This window comes from Desulfoluna spongiiphila (assembly GCF_900101345.1).
Taxonomy (GTDB): Bacteria; Desulfobacterota; Desulfobacteria; order Desulfobacterales; family Desulfolunaceae; genus Desulfoluna; species Desulfoluna spongiiphila.
The window spans coordinates 70823-90931 of sequence record NZ_FMUX01000023.1 but is presented as its reverse complement, the minus strand read 5'-3'; the positions used below and the strand labels follow the sequence as shown (position 1 = coordinate 90931).

19 protein-coding genes are annotated in these 20109 nt (G+C 56.6%); 13 read left to right on the top strand and 6 right to left on the bottom strand.

The genetic code is table 11. The features are described from left to right. Positions 1-175: 175 nt before the first annotated feature. On the bottom strand, positions 176-955 hold the full coding sequence (locus BLQ12_RS23140; protein ID WP_092214617.1) for a Mut7-C RNAse domain-containing protein: 780 nt from the start codon (positions 953-955) through the stop codon (positions 176-178). A gap of 153 nt (positions 956-1108) precedes the next feature. Then, positions 1109-1609, bottom strand: coding sequence for a cupin domain-containing protein (locus BLQ12_RS23135; RefSeq protein WP_092214615.1), 501 nt, complete (start codon positions 1607-1609; stop codon positions 1109-1111). Positions 1610-2047: 438 nt separating this feature from the next. On the opposite strand from BLQ12_RS23135, the gene BLQ12_RS27140 reads away from it, so the two are divergent. After that, on the top strand, positions 2048-2245 hold the full coding sequence (locus BLQ12_RS27140; RefSeq protein ID WP_139164076.1) for a hypothetical protein: 198 nt from the start codon (positions 2048-2050) through the stop codon (positions 2243-2245). Between the two features lie 9 nt (positions 2246-2254). Here the strand turns inward: BLQ12_RS27140 and BLQ12_RS23130 are convergent, their stop codons facing one another. Genes BLQ12_RS23130 through BLQ12_RS23115 form a run of 4 tightly spaced genes read right to left on the bottom strand, consistent with a single transcriptional unit; the run spans position 2255 to position 5939 of the window. Beyond that, complete coding sequence (locus BLQ12_RS23130) at positions 2255-2635, bottom strand: cytochrome c3 family protein (protein ID WP_092214613.1); 381 nt, start codon at positions 2633-2635, stop codon at positions 2255-2257. 2 nt (positions 2636-2637) lie between these two features. Beyond that, on the bottom strand, positions 2638-3960 hold the full coding sequence (gene tmcB / locus BLQ12_RS23125) for an electron transfer complex ferredoxin TmcB (RefSeq protein WP_092214611.1): 1323 nt from the start codon (positions 3958-3960) through the stop codon (positions 2638-2640). Between the two features lies 1 nt (position 3961). After that, positions 3962-4624 (bottom strand): hypothetical protein, encoded by a 663-nt coding sequence (locus tag BLQ12_RS23120; RefSeq protein WP_092214609.1) that lies wholly within the window; start codon positions 4622-4624, stop codon positions 3962-3964. A gap of 16 nt (positions 4625-4640) precedes the next feature. Then, positions 4641-5939 carry a hypothetical protein gene (locus BLQ12_RS23115; protein WP_092214607.1) on the bottom strand — a complete coding sequence of 433 codons (1299 nt, stop codon included), beginning with the start codon at positions 5937-5939 and terminating at the stop codon, positions 4641-4643. Positions 5940-6266: 327 nt separating this feature from the next. Here BLQ12_RS23115 and BLQ12_RS23110 point away from each other — a divergent pair, with 327 nt between their 5' ends. The 12 genes from BLQ12_RS23110 to BLQ12_RS23055 all read left to right on the top strand — a co-directional run bounded on the left by BLQ12_RS23110 (position 6267) and on the right by BLQ12_RS23055 (position 20056). Then, positions 6267-9272 (top strand): ELWxxDGT repeat protein, encoded by a 3006-nt coding sequence (locus tag BLQ12_RS23110; protein ID WP_175470024.1) that lies wholly within the window; start codon positions 6267-6269, stop codon positions 9270-9272. A gap of 371 nt (positions 9273-9643) precedes the next feature. Continuing rightward, positions 9644-10144: a GspH/FimT family pseudopilin gene (locus BLQ12_RS23105; protein ID WP_092214604.1), complete on the top strand. Its 501-nt coding sequence runs from the start codon at positions 9644-9646 to the stop codon at positions 10142-10144. Positions 10145-10155: 11 nt separating this feature from the next. Next, positions 10156-10857 carry a PilW family protein gene (locus BLQ12_RS23100; RefSeq protein ID WP_175470023.1) on the top strand — a complete coding sequence of 234 codons (702 nt, stop codon included), beginning with the start codon at positions 10156-10158 and terminating at the stop codon, positions 10855-10857. Then, positions 10854-11279, top strand: coding sequence for a type IV pilus modification PilV family protein (locus tag BLQ12_RS23095; RefSeq protein ID WP_092214601.1), 426 nt, complete (start codon positions 10854-10856; stop codon positions 11277-11279). Before BLQ12_RS23100 ends, BLQ12_RS23095 begins: the two co-directional genes overlap by 4 nt. A 44-nt stretch (positions 11280-11323) precedes the next feature. Continuing rightward, the gene (locus BLQ12_RS23090; protein ID WP_092214599.1) at positions 11324-11968 is read left to right on the top strand and encodes a PilX N-terminal domain-containing pilus assembly protein; all 645 of its coding nucleotides are present in this window, start codon (positions 11324-11326) and stop codon (positions 11966-11968) included. A 16-nt stretch (positions 11969-11984) separates the two neighbouring features. Continuing rightward, positions 11985-14933 (top strand): VWA domain-containing protein, encoded by a 2949-nt coding sequence (locus BLQ12_RS23085; protein WP_092214587.1) that lies wholly within the window; start codon positions 11985-11987, stop codon positions 14931-14933. Between the two features lie 8 nt (positions 14934-14941). Next, the gene (locus BLQ12_RS23080) at positions 14942-15343 is read left to right on the top strand and encodes a hypothetical protein (RefSeq protein WP_092214585.1); all 402 of its coding nucleotides are present in this window, start codon (positions 14942-14944) and stop codon (positions 15341-15343) included. 215 nt (positions 15344-15558) lie between these two features. Then, positions 15559-16611 (top strand): histidinol-phosphate transaminase, encoded by a 1053-nt coding sequence (gene hisC, locus BLQ12_RS23075; RefSeq protein ID WP_092214583.1) that lies wholly within the window; start codon positions 15559-15561, stop codon positions 16609-16611. 1236 nt (positions 16612-17847) lie between these two features. Continuing rightward, positions 17848-18357 carry a GspH/FimT family pseudopilin gene (locus tag BLQ12_RS23070; RefSeq protein ID WP_175470026.1) on the top strand — a complete coding sequence of 170 codons (510 nt, stop codon included), beginning with the start codon at positions 17848-17850 and terminating at the stop codon, positions 18355-18357. A gap of 40 nt (positions 18358-18397) precedes the next feature. Next, positions 18398-19033: a PilW family protein gene (locus BLQ12_RS23065; protein ID WP_092214580.1), complete on the top strand. Its 636-nt coding sequence runs from the start codon at positions 18398-18400 to the stop codon at positions 19031-19033. 17 nt (positions 19034-19050) lie between these two features. After that, complete coding sequence (gene pilV, locus BLQ12_RS23060) at positions 19051-19473, top strand: type IV pilus modification protein PilV (RefSeq protein ID WP_092214579.1); 423 nt, start codon at positions 19051-19053, stop codon at positions 19471-19473. A 70-nt stretch (positions 19474-19543) separates the two neighbouring features. Continuing rightward, positions 19544-20056 carry a PilX N-terminal domain-containing pilus assembly protein gene (locus BLQ12_RS23055; RefSeq protein ID WP_092214577.1) on the top strand — a complete coding sequence of 171 codons (513 nt, stop codon included), beginning with the start codon at positions 19544-19546 and terminating at the stop codon, positions 20054-20056. The last annotated feature ends 53 nt before the right edge of the window (positions 20057-20109 follow it).

Sequence of the window (20109 nt, the reverse complement as noted above, 5' to 3'; positions counted from 1 at the left end):
GGTGATCGTTTGTTTTTTTCGGAAAAGAGCCTGGTTATTTATGGGTTGAGGGGAGAAAAAGCAAGGGAAAAGCGCTGTGGCGCTGATTGAAATAACGACATGTGTCTAACGGCCTGATATTAAAGATGTTGAAACAATAAATCGGACTGATGGATTTCTTCAGTCTTAGGGTGTTTTAATCAAGGAGATGAGTGTTTGCACCGGAAACATCAATGCCGGCGTCAGCCATTTTGCGCAGCATGCGCCTGACGTGTGGGCCGTGCCAGTAGAGCCTTTGGCAGGACGGGCAAGAGGAAAAGGCCGAGACGTATCGGCAGGTTTCCGGCTTCAGGCGGTGGGAAACGGTCTCTTTTTCGATGGGCTTAAGGGGGCAGTTGCAGAGAAAACAGCGTGAGAAAAAGGCATAGGGGCCGTTAATGCCGAAGACGGAAAGGACCTCTTTGAGCTGCCGATAGGGATCGCTCTCCCGGATGTAGCGGCCAAAAAGGATTTGCTTGCGTTTCAACAGCCCCAGGTCTCGGGTGAGAAGGATGAGGTGCTCGGCCTCGCAGCGGGCGGCAAGGTCGAAATCCGTTGTTCCGCGGGTATGCAGGGCATCCACGCCAACGGCGCGCAGGAGGCCCGCGAGCCTTCCTACGTTGTCGTCCACGAGAAAGCGGATTTTGTCCCAGGCCTCGGGCCGCAACACGGTGGGCCGGGTGACGTCAAAGGGCGAGTTAACGGGATGGACGTCGACGCGGCAGTCATGCACCGGTACATGGTTGAACCCCACCTCCATCCCGTCTGCAAGAAGGCGGCCCACCTCGGTGTGGGGCAGGCCAAGGGATTCCAGGATGTCCTTGATGGAGGCCCGCCTGTCCCGCACCAGGCAAAGATCCGCCTTCCGGTTTTTACGCGCGAAAAACCAGCCGATCTCTCCATGGACAACAAGGTGGATTTCGAAAGGGGGCATCATGGTGCCTGTTCCGGTTGGCCCGAAGGGTGAGAAAATCGAGCAGAAAACCGTGAATTACATTTTGTATTTTGAAATGTCTAATTTTTTCACAGTAACAACCTGTAATGATGTTCTATTATTGCATACGGGTCGTTCTCTCATGAAATATCCGGGTTAGGGCGTGAGTTTACGAATCACCGCCTCGTGTTCGGGCCATTGGGAGAGGAGGTCGTCTCGTTCGGCCATTTCAAAGTCTTCGAATTCAAAGCCGGGATGGGTGGTGCAGCCCACCAGGGCGTGGCCGTCTCCCTCAAGGGAGGCGCCGAACCAGCATCCTGCCTTCACAAGGGCCTGAAAGGTTTCGCCCCGAGCGATGTCGGAGCCTAAGCGAATGTCTTCCAGGGTGCCGTCGGGGTGAATGACGTGGACGGTGAGGGGCGTTCCTTCGTAAAAGTGCCAGAGTTCGTCGGCCTTGATGCGGTGCATCCGGGAGATGTCCCGGCCTTCCAGGAGAAAGTAGATGGCGGCCCCCGTGCTGCGCCGCCCCGGAAAGGACGGGTTTTCGGCCATGGCGTCAAAGCAAAGGCCCGATTTATAGGTTTCCCGGTAGTAGCCCCCTTCGGGGTGGGGGGTGAGATCCAGGGCGGCAATCAGTTCGTGAACGCGTGGTTCCATGCAGGGCTCCTTCTAACCCGGATATTTCATGAGAAAACGACCAAGTTAAAGTAATGATGTGTGATTATAGTGGATTACTGAATAGGGTTCAGCTATTTAAAAAATGCAAAATGTAATACACGGTTTTCTGCTCGATTTTCTCACCCTTCGGGCGAGCCGGGTGCACTCATCTGCTGCGTTATCAGAGCTTTGAGGTAAACCACTACATCTGCAGCTCTGATGCCTTGCATATAAGCGCACCCGACTCGTGAAACATCCGGGCTAAGGCAAGGGATGGCGAGGCGCCCGGGAAGATGGCGACTGTCGAGGGCGGTGCGGGTGCCTCATGGTTTGGTACGCCCGTGTGGTTATACTCTTGAGGCAGCCCGGGGTTCAACCGCAAAGTGCGGGTGAGAGAAAGGCGCCATGGGGGGGGCATATGCAGGGGAAACCCATCACATGAAATGGTTTCAATTGCCTCCGGCGGCCCTGCCGGGGGCCAACCTTTTGAAAAGTTTGACAAACAGGTCTTTAAAAAAAATTTTAAATGAATGCCGTTTTAAAGGCGGATGTGATTTGACCCGAGGGACGAGGGTCAAAGCGCATCCGCAACCTGCTTTCAAGGTGGCACACCTTGCCGCCGGAGGCGTTTTTTAAGCCCTTCATTCAAGGTTGATGTGCTGCGTGGCATTGCCCGCAGGTGATGGGGCCGGATTTAACGGAGAGGTGGCAGCTTTTGCATCGGTTGTGAAAGGCGGCCTCGGTTTTGGGGACGCCCTTGGCTGCGTTATCGTGGCACTCCCGGCAGGCCGTCTCTTCCGAGCTTTCGTCCGGGAGAAGCTCTCCCTCGTCATCAAAGAGGTGGTGGCAGAGGGCGCAGGACTCCTCAAGGTCGGCGGTTTCGTTGTGGGTGTCGTGATCGAACCGGGAGAGGGGGCGGGTGCGTGGGGCGTCCATGCTCTCTTCCAGGACAGAGGCAAAGGCCCCTCCGGTGACGGCAAGGGCCAGGGTGAGTGCCAGCAGGCAGGTCCGGGTAAATCGGGTCATCTTCAGATCTCCATGGTTTCGTAGATGATATCGCTGAGGAATTTGATCTTCATATCGATGCCGAAGTGGTGAATGATGTCCTCCAGGCCTCCGTGGCAGTTGTGGCAGGGGGTGATGACGGTGTCGGCACCTTTTGCCTTTGCCGCCATGAGTTGCTCGGCTTTCACTCGGTTGCCCAGGACCCGTTCGTTTTTGAAGTTGGGGCCGCAGTTGATGACCCCGCCCCCTGCACCGCAGCAGAAGTTGTGTTCGCGGTTGGGCTCCATTTCGATGAGGGTGGTACAGCACATGCGGGTCACCTCACGGGCGATCTCGTGGAGCCCTCTGCCCCGGACGATGTTGCACGGGTCGTGGAAGGTGACGGGCGTGTCCAGTTTTTTTTTGATGGTGATTCGTTTGTCGGTGAGGATCTCGTGGTAGAACTCCACGGCGTGCACCACGGGGACCGGCGGGGTTTTCCAGCCCAGGTAGCGGTTGCCGGTGTCGTAGACGCTGCGGAAGGCATGGCCGCATTCGCCCATGACGATCCGGTTGACTTTGAGGCGCATGGCCGTGTCGAAGTGGGCTTTCTTGAGCCTGCCCATCATCTCGTAATCCCCGGTGTACATGCACATGTCGCTGTTGTCCCAGCCCCGGGTGCCCGGATAGGTCCAGCTGATGCCCGCCCTGTCCATGATCACCGCCGCCTGGTAGATGAGCTGAGCGCGGAATTTGGGCTCCGGGCCGATGACCGAGTACATGATCTCCGCCCCTTCGCGTTCCACGGGAATGGTCAGGTCGGGCAACTCTTCCCTTGCCTCTTCTTCCTGCCAGTAGAGGCTGTCCAGCCATTCGTCGTTTTTGATCCACATCTGGTTGAAGGTGGCTGAGTGGCTGTTGGCCGTGTCCTGGATGTAGTGGGGTACTACCCCGCAGAGAAAACAGATGCGCCGGACCATGGCGATGAGGTAGGCGATGTCCACGCCCAGGGGGCAGTAGAGGGTGCATCGGCGGCAGAGGTTGCAGTGGGTGAAGGCAACGATGGCCGCTTCTTTAAGAATTTCTGGGGTTATTTTTCTGCTTCGGGTCAGGGCCAGCAGACTCTTTTTGACTTTGCCTGCCGGGGAGTAGGCGGGGTCTTTGTCCCGGGAGAGGTAGTAGTGGCAGCTGTCGCTGCAGAGCCCGCAGTGAACGCAAGTGGAAAGGTAGGCCTCCAGGCGCGGGCTCGCCTCCTTGTGGATGACGGTGTGGATGATCTCCCTGACTTTTTTCTCATCGAAGCGGGCCAGGCCGGATTCGATGCCGTCGTCCATGATTGTCAACAGGCGTTGGGTCGTCTCGGTCATGTTACCAGTCCTTTGCCATGCGCACCCCGCCGAACTCGGATCCGGCGTAGCCGCGGGTGATCAGCATGTAGAAGATGTGGCTGAGTCGGGTGAAGGGGATGGCGGCGATGATGAGGTTGCCTGCCGTCATGTGGATGAGGGACGCCCAGAGGAATCCCGGCCATTGAAAGCGGGCCCAGAGGCCGGAGAGCACCAGGGCAATCAGTGAGGCCAGGAGCATGTGGTCTGCAGGCGTTGTGATGTACCGCACCGCCCGCATAAAGAGGCGGCGGCCGAGGAAGAAAAGAAGGGCGCAAAGGCCGATGGCAGCCAGGATGTCCGAAACCCGGTCCGGATAGCGTGGAAGGCGGAAAAAACCGCTGTCCGAAAGGAGCACCCCGTGGGCCGAATAGAAAAAGGGGAGGGTAAGGATGGCTCCGTGGAAGGCCGTGGTGGCAACGGTCATCACCGGGTGTGTTCGGGTGGTTCGGCTGACGTAGGGAATCAGGTGAAAGAGGATGGATCGACCGGCGTATTTCCATGAGTAAAAGGCGAAAAACGCTTTGTCTTTTTGTGCCGCGCGCTTGAAAAAAAGAATGAGCTTGAGGGCGGTTCCGCCCAGGCAGACCATGAGCGCCGCTTTAAATCCGATGCCGGTCATGAAAGCGTACAGGGTGTAATGCATGGCGATCACTCCGATTTTATGTAAGGGCGATGAACTCCCGTGTGTAGCGATAGTCGGGGCCTTTTTTTTCAATCCCGCAGAGCATCAGGTGCTTGCTGTCCGGGGTGAAGGCCGGAGGCGCCATCCAGATGTAGGGGCGTTTGATCTCCATGCCGTCTAAGATAACGGAAAAGAGACCGCCCCGCTTGACCTTGGCGGCGATATGGTTTCCGTGGTGGCTGAAGATGGGGTCCCAGGCGGTCTCAAAGCCGTTGCCCATGGGGTGGTCGTCCACCAGTACCACGGCTTTTCCTTTGTGGAGTCCGCAGCAGCCGAGGCGACTTCCGCAGGGGCTGAAGACGGGTTTTGAGAGGTAACCGTCCACCTGTGTTTTCCAGGGGGTACCATCCTGGGCTATGGCCCATTTGCCGAAATCCGGGGCGATGACGGCGGCAACACGCTCCCCGCCGGGGGAGAAGGCCACCTCCCACAACTGATAATAGGCATTCGGCCAGGCAGGTTCGCCATCACAGGCCAGTATCCACCCTTTGGGCCCTTTCACCGGCGCCCATACAGAGGTCCCTTCCGGGTGGACCACCGGGGCCCAGACCGCAGGCCAGGAGGCACCCCAGCATTGATCATCGACGGCGATGGTGTAGTCGTATTGTGTGAGGCGTGTATCCACTGCCGCTACGGTACCGTCGCTGGAAAGGGATGGGCTGAAGGCACCCACATAGCGACCGGACCAGGCTCCTTGGTCCGTGCCCAGGGTGAAGCACCCGGACAGGAACGTGTCTAAGTCTCCCTCGGCGATGGGGGTGGTCTGGACCACGGCGACGGACCTTGTTCCTGTGGCGGCAAGGGTGAGGCCGAAGGTGTTCTCGTAGGAATCGGGCCAGGGGGTATCGTCGATGACCGGGGTGTAGCGCCTTTGGTCCTGGGTTTCACAGGCCGTGGTGTCCTGGTCGGTGACCATGAGGTTCCAGGCAATTTCGGTGGTGAGTTCCCAGGGCGTTGAGGCTGCAATGGCTGTCCAGCCCTCATCTCCCTGGCAGAGGAAGGTAAAGTCGCGGGGCCCTGAGGGCCGAAGGTCTGTAATGGAGATAAAAGGGTCTGAGATGTGGGGCTCTGTTTCATCGAACCCCAGGGTGTAGAGGCGGCACTCTTCCGGAGAGATGCCCATGGGAACGGCAAGCCGGGTCCCGTCCCGGGAGGCGACGGCTTTCCAGAAGGGAAATCGATCTGCAGGAATATCGGGGGGGCAGGGGATCGCGAAACTTAAGGAATCGGTGGGGCTGTCAAAGGGGTCTGGTGTTACTCCACGGGGTGTTGACATCAACGTGCTCCTTTCCAAAGGGGTGGTCAGGAATCGCAGGCAGATAAAGACACTGGTCGCAGTCATGGCGTTGTGGCACCGGTGGGCTCGTTGTTCTGCTTATCATACATTTTCAGATTAAAAATTCAACACTTGTTGTTTTAAAAAAGTAGAAAACGGCGGGCCTTTTTTCTTTGTACTTCACGTGTGAGACCCAAGGTGAAAGGCTTTCGGGTGTGCCTTTTGCCTTGTGCGTAAACATTGTTTGTGTAATAGATTTACTGTTCGGTATACGGTGGAAGCGTTTGTCTGGACGGCTTTACTGACCCCGCACCCCTGGAGATGACCATGACTCCCTCCATACGCATCATTGTATTGACCCTGATACCCCTTGTGCTGACGGCTTGCGGCAGCAGCGGCGGATCCTCATCGTCTCCGGAATCCGTCGTGAACCAGGACAAGGTGGCCCTTGAATCACCTGCCCACGGAGCCACGCTTCTCAACAAAGACTTCGCCCTGGCCTGGAGCCCCAGCAAATCGAAGGGCGAGTCCCAGTGGGGCGTCACGGTGTATACCGACGTTGAAGGGACAAACCAGGCCGTGATGACCCTCACCACCAGGGCACGGTCCTATCGCCCCTTGCAGCTGGCTGATAACACAACCTACACGTGGACGGTGGAGGCACTTGACGAGAATGGGGAGACCGTTGCCAAGTCCGATACCTGGTCGTTCCACACCTTCCCCACCCGGATGCTTCCTTTTGAGGGTGCCCTGGACCTTCACAGCTATCCCAACGAGTTTACGGCATTTGACGGCGCTGTCTACTTTTCGGCGTATTCGCCGGAGCACGGACGAGAGCTGTGGCGGAAACAAGGGGATACACCGGCCGAGCAGGTTGCCGATATCCATGACGGGGACGGGGACAGCGCCCCGGGGGAGTTGACGGTGTGTGGCGACTGCCTCTATTTTTCGGCCGATGACGGGACAAACGGCAGGGCGTTGTGGGTGATGAGGCCCGATCAGCCTCCTCGCATGGCTGGACCCGAAGCGCCTGTTCCCGATGGTGATGACGATGAAGCTGACGAAGGTGACGAGGCGGTTCCGGGGCGGGACCCTGCCGGGTTGACGGCGGTGGGCGAGGTTCTCTATTTTTCAGCCAACGGTACCGTGGACGGAGACATCACCCTGTGGGTACAGGGGGACGATGTGAACGCTGCTGTGGAGGTAGCCCGTGACGGAGGCGAAGGGGCGCTTCAGCACCCCGAGATCGGTGTGGCATACAACGGTCAGCTCTATGTCTCAGCATTCGCCCCCGATGCCGGGCGAGAACTCTGGCGCGTGGAGGGTGAAAGCGCCGGGTTGCTCGATGTAAACATGGGGGAAGCCTCCGGGACTCCCAAAGGTCTGACGGTGTACAGTGGGCGCCTTTTTTTCCGTGCCACCCGTGCAGGGCAAGGGTCGGAGTTGTGGGTGGTGGACGGGGACACCGGTCCTGCCCTGTTCATGGAGATTGCTCCGGGAGAATCTTCCAGTGCACCCGGTGGGTTTACCGTCTCCGATGACCTCCTGTTTTTTGCTGCGTTTACCCGGGAACACGGCCGGGAGCTCTGGCGATGTGACGGCACCCCGGAGGGTACCTGGCGCGTGAAGGACATCTTGACGGATCCAGGGCTGGGGAGTCAGGTCGCACACCTGACAGGGGCCGGTGGCGTGCTCTATTTTACTGCAAAAACCGCGGATGAAGGGTTTGAACTCTGGAAGAGCGACGGTACCGAAGCAGGCACCGTTCTTGTTCGGGATATCCTGCCCGGGACGTCGGGCAGTGCCATTGATGAGATGGTCCCGTTTCGCGACGGGGTTATGTTCAGTGCCGACGGAGGGGAGGCTGGCACAGAGCTCTGGTACAGCGGGGGGGATGCCAACACGACCTTCAGGCTCAAGGATATCCGGCTTGGTGAAAAGGGGAGCTACCCCCATGGCCTGAAAGCCTATGACGACACCCTGTGGCTGCGCGCCGATGACGGAATCCGTGGCATTGAGCTCTGGCAGAGCGACGGCACCGATGAAGGGACCCGTCTGACGGATAACATAAACCCCTATGTGGATCCAGACGTGGACCGTGCCGTGCGGGTGGGGGGCTATGTCGTCATGGTCGCCACCTCCGGAGAGTACGGCCGGGAACTTTTTACGTTCAATACCAACGGCGGTGTGGAGGTTCTGGCCGATATCTTCCCGGGGTATGAGGGCAGTCACCCCGAGGGCCTCTTTGTCCATGGGGATCGCCTCTTTTTTTCGGCCGAAGACAAGGAAAACGGGCGATCCCTCTGGGTGTCCCGGGGAACCCTGGACGCCACAGGTCTCCTGAAGGCCAGTGACGGGGAACCGGTTTCTTGCCCGAGGTTGTTTACCGTGTGCCATGACACGGTCTATTTTCTCGCCGTCGCCGACAATGTGTGGCAGCTCTGGGAGACATCCGGTTCCATTACCGGTACCAAGGCCGTTACCGACGAAAACAATCAGATTGTGGTGGTTGGGCCCCATGTCGAAGGCCTGGACCCGGACCCCGGTCTTGCCCTTGCCGCGGGGGGAGACCGTGTTTATTTCAGGGGCGGGAGTGACCTCTGGACGCGGAACATCGATGGTGAGATAGCTCAAATAACCGGAGTCCAAAACCCATCAGATTTTTTTCCCGTTGGAGGGTCCCTTCTTTTTGCAGCAGAGACCCCAGACGAATCAGGTCCTGCAAGCCTTCGGCTGCTGCCTGCAGGATCAAACCAGGCCGACGCTCCCCTGGAGTGCGCTAACCGCATCCTCACCACGCCAAAGGATTTCCATCGCACGGGTGATATGATCTATTTCTCAGCCGTCCCCGAGGGCGACACGGTGCGCCGGCTCTTTCGCTTTACCGTCTCAGGCAGCACCAGCATCGTGTCTTTTCCCACAGATGCGCAGGGTCGTGGCCTGTCAGACCCCGAGGCGTTGTGCGGTGAGGGTGGGGTGCTGTGGCTTTCAGCGGACTCCCAAGGGACTCGGGGTGTATGGCAGATTGCGGCCGGAAGCCTGACGGCAAAGTCTCTTTCATCTGTGGCAAACGGACAGGTTGCTGGAATTCCAGCTTATCTTCGTACGGTGGGTGACGCTCTGTATTTTCTGTCGGACCATCCCGTGAACGGGGACCGATGCCTATACAAGGCCCATGGGGGCGCTGTTTCACCGGTGCTTGATTTTAACGATCGCCCTTTACTTAAAGCCAAAAATCCCTTTGTGCTGAGCGGCTTCCTATTCCTTACGGCGATGAACCCCGATGTGACGTCAGTAGAAGTTTTTCAGGGGTTTTGGGTGACGTCACCCTGATTGGTTTTGTAATAATACAAGCGAGTAAAAGGCTCCCTGTAAGGTTTTCCTTACAGGGAGCCTTTTTTCGTTTCCGGGTGCACAAAAAAAAGTGTTGTCAAACGACTTATTACGAGATAGGGGTAGTTTTAGAAATATAGAAATATGATTCAATGCAAAATCGGTTGTGCCCCGTTTTTGTGGCAACAACAAATCAACCCGGGCGCAGCAGATCGCCATGCACGTGAGTCGTTAGTTGAGTTAAAAAAGTCAATGATCCTCTCTGCTTCAAGCCGTTGGGTCCGGCCGGTCACTAAGTAAATTTGGAAACTTTCCAGCTTTGGCCGTCGGTTGCTCGGAATCTCAGGGTCGATTCGGCCGAGGAAACACGTATGAACAACGATAAGGGGTTTACCCTTCTGGAATTGATGGTGGCCGTGGGGCTCATAACGATCCTTGTGGGCATAGCTGCGCCGGAGTTCAAGCAATGGACCGCGTCCCAAAGACTCTCGGCATCCGTCCGGAGCATTCATTCAGCCTTTCAGCTGGCTCGGCTGGAGGCGATCAAGGGAGGGGGCAATGTGGTTGTCGCTTTTTCCGAGGGTACGGGGTCTGGCGGGACCTATTCTGCCTTTGTGGATGAAGACGGAGACCGGGACCGGGACACCGGGGAAAAGATCATCGCCTCCGGGAGCCTCTCGAATCAAGTCACCATCGGCAGTGCTCGCTTTGATCTGGGTGGGACAGGAACCAAGGACAAACTGAAAACCCACTTTGACAGCCGAGGGCTCACCACCGGACGAAACGGTGAAGTGCGATTGACGAACGTTTACGGCAAAGCGGTGCGCGTGGTTCTCAACAGTGCCGGCAGCAGCCGGGTTGACATGATGTAAGGATGTGCAAGATGAACGCGATGACCTGCCGGAAGGGGTTTACACTTCTCGAATTACTTGTGGCCATGGCGATTTCCGTGATTATCGTGGCAGCGGCGTATTTTTTTTACAACACTCAGGTTCAAACCAAGATGACCCAGGAACGGGTCCTCGACATTCAGCAGAACCTGAGGGCGTCTATGGTCATGGTGGGGGCTGATATCCGCATGGCAGGCTACGACCCCGAAGGGACGACCGATGCGGGAATCACAGTTGCAACGGCCTCCACGCTGACCTTCACCACCTCGGTTGAGGCCGAGGCCAACGGCCTGGACGACGATGGAGACAGTACCACAGATGAAGCGGACGAAGCGTCACAGCCCATGACCCTCGAGACTATTACGTATACCTTGAACGATGAAGACGGGGACGGCGATTTGGATTTGGTGCGTGTGGTCGGAACGAGCCGGGTTGTTGTGGGCGAAAACATGGAGGCCCTGGAGTTCAATTATGTGCTTGACGACGGAAGCACCGTTTCCGTTCCAACGGATCGAACCCGTGTCATTGCCGTGCGCATGGCGCTTTTGGCGCGCAGCCGTACCGAGGATTCGGGCTTCTCCAACAGTGTGACGTACAGGGGCTATACCAGTGCGTGGGGGCCATACAACGACGGGTATCGGCGTCGCCTTCTGAGGCGAACGGTGCGCTGCAGAAATCGGGGGATAGACCAATGACGAAACCGGTGCGCTGCACTTCCATTGGACACGACGAGGCGGGCATGACCCTCATTGAGGTGATGGTGGCTTCTGTGATTCTGCTGGTGGGGCTCTTGGGGCTTGCCCTGATGCAGGTTCATGCCATGAAGGCAAATGCGAGTGCACGTTCCATGACGGAAGCCGCGAATTTTGCAAGTGACCGCGTAGAACAGATCATGAGCGCCGTGTGGACGGAAGAGACCGTTGACAGCGTCCTGTCGGAGAACGACCCGGATACGCCGGAGGATATACACACCGCTACGTCCGACGGGTATACGGTTAACTGGGTCGTCAGGGATGCTTCCGATAAGCAGAGCAAGACCGTGAACCTTTCGGTCCTCTGGACGGAAGAAGGGAAAACACACCGGGTATCTCAAGTGGTGGTGAGGACAATGCATTGAAACCGATTGGCATCGACAGGCCTTTGCGCGGGAAAGGAGGATGCATGACGCTGGACAGGAAACGGGGCGTTCCCACCTCGGGAGAGGAGGGCAGTGCCCTGCTTGTGGTTCTGGTGCTTCTTGTGCTGGTGACCGTAATTTGCATTTCGGCCATGAACAACTCTGTTACGGAATTGAAGATCGCCGGCAACGACAGGGTGAACAAACGCAATTTCTACAATGCGGAAGCGGGTCTCTTTGACGCCGTGGCCATGTTTGACCGGATCTATGCCAACGAGGCGGACTCGGAGGGGAACCGGCTTTACCTGAAGGATTCCACCCATCTCCCTTTGAGGGACCGTGATCCGAGGAACACCGGGGTCGAGTTTGCCTCTCCGGTGACAAACGATGCCGGGATTCCCGTGGCCTGGATCGAGGTGCGTGCCATTGTGCTTCTGGCCAACAAGCAGGGAAGCTCGTTGTCGGTGTCTGCAGACGACATTCCCTCTCTGGCCCACATCGGCCCGGCTCCCAAGGGGTCTGAAAAGGGCGTGTACCGTACGCGACGGTATGCCGTCACCGCCACCGCCATTGATCCCACGGTCTACAGTGCCGCCAATCCCAAGGCGTCGCTGACGGGCGTGGTTCTTCAGTGCGGCGTGGATATGCAGGAAGAGCTGGTTAAAGTGGAACATTTGCAGGGAATATGATCCCACGGAGGAAACAATGAAATTCAGGCATGCTCTTGTGTTGTGTTGGCTGGCTCTTACCTGCCCCCTGACCGCCCTGGCCGATGATGTCGCCATCTATGGCACCCAGTCCGTGACCATTGAGCCCAACGTGCTGATCATTTTTGACACGTCGGGAAGTATGTCTGAAACCGTCGAAGGCAGTGCCCCCTCCGACGGCGTCAGCGATACGTATGACCCGGACACGGTCTACTCGGGTTCGCACCCGACCAGGGCCGTGTATTACAAGTCCGGTTCTCGCTGGAAGTTGTACAGCAATGATGTGGACGACATCGGTAACGACGCCATCGAGGCAACCCTGTTGAGCGTCGGGTACGCAGAGGTGACCATGCGCTCGGGCCGGCGAACGTGGAGAACATGGATGCGCATCGGTAACTACAGGAATTTTCTGAGTCGTCCTGTGGCATCGGACAGAACCCGATTGGAGATCGCCCAGGATGTGGTCAGGGAACTCCTCGCCGAGACGACGGGGGTCCGATTCGGTCTGATGAAGCTGAACAGCTGCAACGGCGGACGCCTTATCTCTCCCTGCGGTACGGCAAACTCTATCATCTCCTCCAAAGTTGACGAGCTCACTGCCAATGGCGGCACCCCCCTTGCCGAAGCCCTTGCCGAGGCCGGGCTCTATTTCGCAGGAAAGACAGGCTACTTTAGTCACACGAGTTCAAATTACGTCAGCCCCATCGAGTACTCCTGTCAGAAGAACTACGTGATCCTTTTTACCGATGGAGAGGCCACCTGCGACGAATCCAGCCTCCTCTACGGAAACAACAAATACATGGGCAAGACCATCGGGGACTACGACAACGACGACCGGGATCTCAACGCCGACGGAAGTGTCCACCGCTATCCATCAGACGATTCGTCTAACGGCACTACCGATTTCCTGGATGATGTGGCCATGTTCCTTTACAACGAGGACCTGGTGAGTTCTATGGGGACGGGAACCTCTTTTGCCAAGCAGAACATCATCACCCACACCATCGGGTTTACCCTGGATCACGACCTGCTCAACCGGGCGGCCATCGACGGAGGAGGAACCTACCATACGGCCTCCAGGGCTTCGGATTTGAAAGAAGCTTTTCAGCAGATCATGAGCACCATCGCCGAGGAATCGTCCACCTTCGTGGCCCCGGTGGTTCCCGTCAACCGAGAGTATCGAACGGCCGAGGCTGATTCCATTTATCTTGCCTTTTTCAAGCCCGTCCAGGCGGGAGACTGGAAGGGCAACCTGAAGAAGTACACACTCTCCGAGTCGGGTGATGTACTGGATGCCCTTGGCAACAACGCCGTCAATACCGACGGCACCATGAAGGAGAACAGCAAATCCCTCTGGACAGAAGCGACCAGCGACGGTGCCGATGTATTGAAAGGAGGGGCAGGTGAAAGAATTCTGGAACAGACCACACGTAATTATTATACCTATACGGGGGGCAGTGAGAAGAATCTGACGGGCACGGTCAATCGGTTTGACGCATCCAATGCCGATTTGCTGGGGCTTGGGGTGACCACCGACTCCATTGCCGCGGTGAAAGAGGGGGTTGGAGGGTGGCCTATCGGCTCCGTTATTCATTCTGAACCGGTGGTGGTGCACTACTCCACCAACTCGTCAGTGATCTATTTTGGTTCCAACGACGGGTTGTTCCGGGCCATCGACGATGCCACGGGTGAAGAACTTTGGGCTTTTGTCCCTCCGGGGCAGCTGGATCGGCTGGACCGGCTTTCGGACAACAATTACGATTACTACGTGGACGGGTCTCCTTCCGTCTCCTACGGCAACCTTATGAGCGGTACCACCCTGTTCTCACCGGATACCCTTCTGGTGGGGGAACGTAGGGGCGGGTACAGGTATTACGCCCTGGACATCTCATCGTCTGTTGAGCCCAGATGGAAATACGAGGTGACAACGGCAGGAGGCGAGGCCCTGGGTCAGACCTGGGGGCGACCGGCCTATTGCCGTATCAAGCTGAGTTCCACCACAGATACCAAGGTGTTTGTTCTGCCCGGGGGCTACAATCAGATCAAACAGGAGGCGAGTTCCGGAGTCGGCACCGTCCCGGAAATGGGCCGGGCTCTGTTTGCCGTGAAAGCGTCCGACGGCAGCTTTACCGGGCTCAAGGTCAACCACGGTAACTTCAGCAAGATGACACACAGTATCGTGGATCTGTATACCGTGGACACGGATGCCGACGGCATCACCACCCGCGTCTATGCCGGGGATATGGCAGGGCAGGTGTTCGTGGTGGCCGACGATGTGCTGGATACCGTAAGGGATGGGAGCCGCGTGGTGGAAGCCAAGGACCCGGACGGTGCCTGGGCGTATCGGAACCGCCTGTTTTCGTGTAATTCCGGAAAACTTTTCTACGCCCCGGTACCGGCTGAGGTGTCTGGGGTGGAGACCCTCTATTTCGGCACCGGGAATCGGGCCAACCCCCTGGGGACCGAATCCAACCGATTCTATGCGGTCCGAAATACCCTGTGGGACAGCGACTTGACGGACAGCGACCTGGTCAATGTGACCGATGAGTCCGCTTCGTACGCAGATGTCTTGAAGACCAAAAAAGGGTGGTATTTCAACCTTCCCAATACCAACGAAAAAGTGGTTTCCAGGGCCCTTGTCAATTCGGGGGTGGTGTACTTCACGACCTATACTCCGACCTCGGAAAGCAGCTCTGATTCAGACGCGGATCCGTGCGCTGGGGCCGGGGCCCGCGGGGTCGGACGCCTTTACGCCGTTAGCGCCTTTGACGGCAAGGCCGTAACCGATTGGGGCGGGTCCACGAAGAGTCGGTCCACTGTGCTTCCGGGGAACCTCCCCATCGCCAAACCCATATTCAACGGAACGAAGATCCAGGTGGGGCCCATGAGCTGGGACGCTGCCAAAGATGATCGGGTTGATTATTTTTATTGGAAACAAACTCTTTAGGAGACATCATGGTGCTGAAACAAATTGGAGTTGTTCTCCTGGCGGCGGTACTTGCAACTGCCGGTGAGGCCGCCGTTGCCTGGGCCGGAGATTCCCGTACCCTTGTTCTTGAGGTGCCTGCTTCAATGGATCCAGGGACCGGCTCCAGGGTCTATGACGACAGGCGGGTGGTGGAAAAAAAGTCGGAAGTGATGGAGGTTGCGGCCGACGGCACGTGGATGCTCATTGGTGAGTCCACCTTTGTGATCGGGTCCTGGTTCCATGACGGCACCCGTACCAAGACGAAGCTCCTCGATGCGTCGGGCAATGCGGCGAAGTTATCACACTTCAAACGTCGGGACCGTGTCTATGTCAAGGGTGTGGCTCGTAAGGACGGCACTCTTTTTGCGTATGTGATCCAAAAGCGATAAGGCTTTTTGCCTCTTCAATCATGGGGGGGCGCGGGGACCCGGGCAATGGACGGGCCGGGGCTTTTTCGTCATGCCCCCGTGGGGTTGCCTTGCCGGGACGTATGGTCGGTGCTATAAAGGATGCTCTAATACGCACGAGACACCACCTGTTCCGTTGGTCAGAAGGCTGACGGGATGGGTTTTCGACCATGACGACAGATGGGAGCCCCACCAGAATGTACTCCGAACGTTTCACGAAGCTGACCCCCTATGTTCCCGGCGAACAGCCCCAGGACCGCAGTTACATCAAGCTCAATACCAACGAAAACCCCTATGCCCCGGCACCGGGTGTGGCCGAGGCGCTCCGATCCTATGATGTGGAGAACCTCCGTCGATATCCCGATCCCAATGCAGACGCCCTGTGCCGTCTCATCGCAGAGACCCACGGTATCAAGCGGGAGCAGGTGATGGTGGGCAACGGGTCCGATGAGATCCTCTCTTTTGTCTTTTTCGCCTTCTTTGATTCGTCCCGGGGGCCCCTTCTTTTTCCTGAGCATACCTACAGTTTTTACCCCGTGTACTGCGACTACTACGGCATCGATTACAAAAAGGTGGCCCTGGATGAGGATTACCTCGTCAACATCGATCGTTTCCTGGCGGAGACGGGGTGCGGGCTTATTTTTCCCAACCCCAACGCCCCCACAGGGATGCTTCTCTCCCTGGATGAGGTGACGCGCCTTATGGAGCGCTGGCCCGAGGATCGCGTGGTGGTGGTGGATGAGGCCTACATCGACTTCGGGGGCGAAAGTGCCGTTGCCCTCATCGACCGGTTCCCCAATCTCCTGGTGGTGCGGACCTACTCCAAGAGCTACTCCCTTGCCGGAAGCCGCCTGGGGTGGGCCATGGGGAGCGAGGAGCTGATTCGGGCCCTTTATGCAGTGAAGGACTCCTTCAACTCCTATCCCGTGGACACCCTTACCCAGAAAGCGGGCATGGCCGCCATGGCGGACCGGGAGTGGTTTGACAAAACACGCAGCATGGTCATGGCCGAGCGGGAACGTGTCTCCGAGGCCCTCTCCGCCAAGGGGTGGAAGGTGCTGCCCTCTGAAGCCAACTTTGTCTTTGCAGGGGCCCCGGACCGCGACGGAAAAGCCGTCTACGAAGGCCTCAAAGCCCAGGGCGTGCTGGTGCGTTTCTTTAACAAAGAGGGACTGACCCCCTTTGTGCGCATTACCATCGGCACGGCCGAGGAGAACACGGCCCTTCTCCATGCTGTGGATTCCTTGTAGGCGTGCGTAAGGATGGCCTCTTCCGCCATCCTGCTGGGCAGGTTACGGTTCACCCCCCCCCGGGGAGGGCCGTGGAATCGATTTGCCTTCCCGCCTCACCTTTCAAAAAACCTTCCCATTCAGCTGATAGAAAGCTGCCGCAACTATTCAGGTTACGTTTGCCTCCGGCTGTCCAGCCGGGGGCAAAGCGTTTGACAAACAGGTTTGGATTCATGTTGTGAGAATTTTCGCGAATGCTTTCACCTCGGGAAACGAAGGGAAAGCATTCGCAACCTGGGGGCAGCTTGAAACCTGGCGGCGAAGGCATGGCCGGTATGGCGAAACGATTCACATCAGGTTTTTTGCGTGACAGCTAATATGGTGCACCCGTTCCCGTATGGGAGACGGGTTTTTTATTGGGTGTCATCACCAAGGGTTCAGGCCTAGGTTTCAGGACTTCCACACCGGGGATGTGGCAGGTCCGTAGATCCCTGTCCCGGATATTTCATGAGAAAACAAGCAGTCAAGATAAAAACTATATGATTTCAGAATGCTATAACGGAAAAATAGCTATTTTGAAAATGTAAAATGTAAATCAGGGTTTGCTGTTTGATTTTCTCACCCTTCAGGCGAGCCGGGTGCAGTCATCTGCTGCGTTATCAGAGCTTTGAGGTAAAAAACTACATCTGCAGCTCTGATGCCTTGCACATGAGCCCACCCGACTCGTGAAATATCCGGGCTATTGGCATTGCATTTCTTTATGGTGTTTTCTGCGCCTCTCCGGTTTTTTCCCAAAACGTCATGTTTGTCATTTTATTCCTGGGGCCCTTCAGCCTTCGCCGGATTCCTTCCTTGATGATCTATGCGCGGGCAAGAAATAAGGCATTGCCCCGGTCCGCCTGTCTGATGCCCCTGAGTTTATCTCCCATTTTTTTTCTCTTTTTTTCTAACTGCGGAGAAGCAGGATATATGCGGCTCTTGATTCATTTACTGAATGAGACACTGTTTAAATAACCCCTCGCAACGTCTTCTGAGTAAAAAACATATTGTCAAACAAGTTGTTTGACTATAATAATGGTTTTAGAATTGTCGAATGGACGTATGGGGTTTTGAGCTATGACAAGGAACAAAGTTTCTCTCAAGGTAACATCCTTTAGCGCTTAGTTTTCAGGCGTTTCGTGTGAAAATCTGTTTTTATAATTGAAATAAATATAAGGCATGCCGTGTGAATACTTTCGGAATGGAGAGGCGTTTATAATGAATTCATGCAGATTAATCAAACATGAGGAAACAACTGCTGGCGGAACCACGGGTTTTACTTTATTGGAGCTGATGGTCACCGTGGCGATTGTTTCTATTCTTGCTGCTTTGGCTGCACCGCAGTTCGCTGCATGGGTTGAAACCAGCCGGTTGAAAAACGGCAGCGCCGATGTTCGCTCGGCGCTGGTGCTGGCCCGCTCCACGGCCATCGCGAAAAATGCATCTGTTGTCGTGGCGTTTACAACCGGGAGCAACAGTGGGTACACGGTGTTTGTCGATAACGGAAACCTGGTTCAAGATTCAGGCGAGGACGTGGTGAAGCAGGGGAAGATGCCGTCCGGCATTACCGTCGCCGATACGGAATTGCCCGATGAAAAGGCCTGTTTCAACGCCCGAGGGTTTCCTGCCGATTCGGGAATCATCTCCGTTACCAACAAAGAGGGCGTCAAGATCCATAATGTGGTCCTTGCCGCAGCCGGGGGGGTGAAAATTGAAGCGGGGTCATAAATTGAGATCGCGGTGTCCCCAAGCCGCAGCAAGTCCCACGATGAACACGGGGCTTACGCTGCTGGAACTTCTCATTGCGCTGGTCATTGGCTCTGTGGTGATCTCGGCGGTCTATGCCGTTTATATCAGTCAATTGCACTCGGTAAATACCCAGGACAAAATTGTCGCCATGCGTCAGAACTGGCGGGCCGGGCACTATGTCCTGGGCAGGGAGCTGATGAAGGCAGGGTACTGCAGCGATATCGTCAGTGAATTTCAGCCCGGTTTTACGCGGGCAACCAAGGGGGCGTTGACCTTTACCTATGTTGAAGAAGGTACGGATAACCTGGTCTCCGTGGCGTTTGATCTCGTTGCAGACGACGGGGTAAAGCGCATTGTCCGCACCGTTTCAGGGGTCGCAGCACCCATTGCCGACGATATTGAAACCCTGCAGTTTATCTATGAACTGAAAAGCGGGAGCACCACCTGGGCACCTGAGGCAAAGCACCTGAATGATATTCGAAGCATCCGGGTAACCATTGTTGCGAGGACGGAAAGTTCCGTGGAAGGCTACCCGACGCCCACAGCCTTTGCCCTTCCTTTTCCGGACGATCATACGGAAAACACCCTGAATTTCTCTTCTGACGGGGTCTATCGGCAACTGGTCACGGGGGTCTTCAATTGCCGGAATATGTAAAGACAAATAGAAAGGTGATGCGATCAATGATGGAGACGATATCGTGTCGGCCCACAAACGTGAGTTCTCATGGCTCCTCATGGGCTGCTGACGGGTTTACCCTTATCGAAGTAGTGGTTGCACTGCTTATTCTCGCGGTGGGTATCCTGGGAGCGGCATCCATGCAGATTACTGCCATCAAAGGCAACGGGACGGCCTATAAAATCACCGAGGCCTCCATGGTCGCCTCCGAGCGCGCCGAACAGATGCTGGCCCTTGACTTCGGCTCAGCCGATCTTGCGGACGGCTCAGAAAAAGTTGATGGGTTTGGGGTGACATGGGTTGTCGTTTCCCCGGCAGCCGACCCCGACAGGCGGGATATCACGGTGACCGTTGCGTGGAAAGAGGGAGACAGGGACCACTCCTTCGATTATCGGTTTTTAAAGGCCCGGGGCATTTGACCACTCTATAAGCCAATGTGTGTCTGTGCCATCAAGCACATGGACCATTTATTTAAATCGGGAGAATTCGATGCGTCGCAGGTATGCCCATGGGGAAGGTGAGGAGGGATCGGTCCTCCTCATTGCATTGGTCGTTCTTTTTCTGGTTGCTCTGCTGGGGGTCAATGCGTTGACAACAACCCAGACCGAACTCAAGATTTCCGGCAACGATCAAAGCTACACCCGGAATTTTTACCGGGCGGAGTCTGCCATCAAGGAAGCCGCCCTGGACCTTGAACATGCAGATGACGTCGATCCGGCCACGGCCGGGTTGTCGTGGCTCTCCGACGGAACCGATGAGGAGACGCGCTTTAAGCCGGAACAGGACGCGTGGCAGACCTCCGGGTCGGATACCAACGCCGCGGTGTCCACATTCTATACGGACGGAAAAACTTCATTCTGCGCCTTGCGCATGGGGGTGGCTTCTGGCTCCAGTCTGGAAATGACCTCCCCGCTCAAATGGGAATACGTGATTTACGGACGTTCCGTGCTCTCCTCCGGCAAGGTCGAGATGGCGGCGGGCTATTGTAAAAAGATGAATTGACGGAGGGGATGCATGGGGCTCGCTGATATTTGGAAGGCTTGCAGGAAGATGGC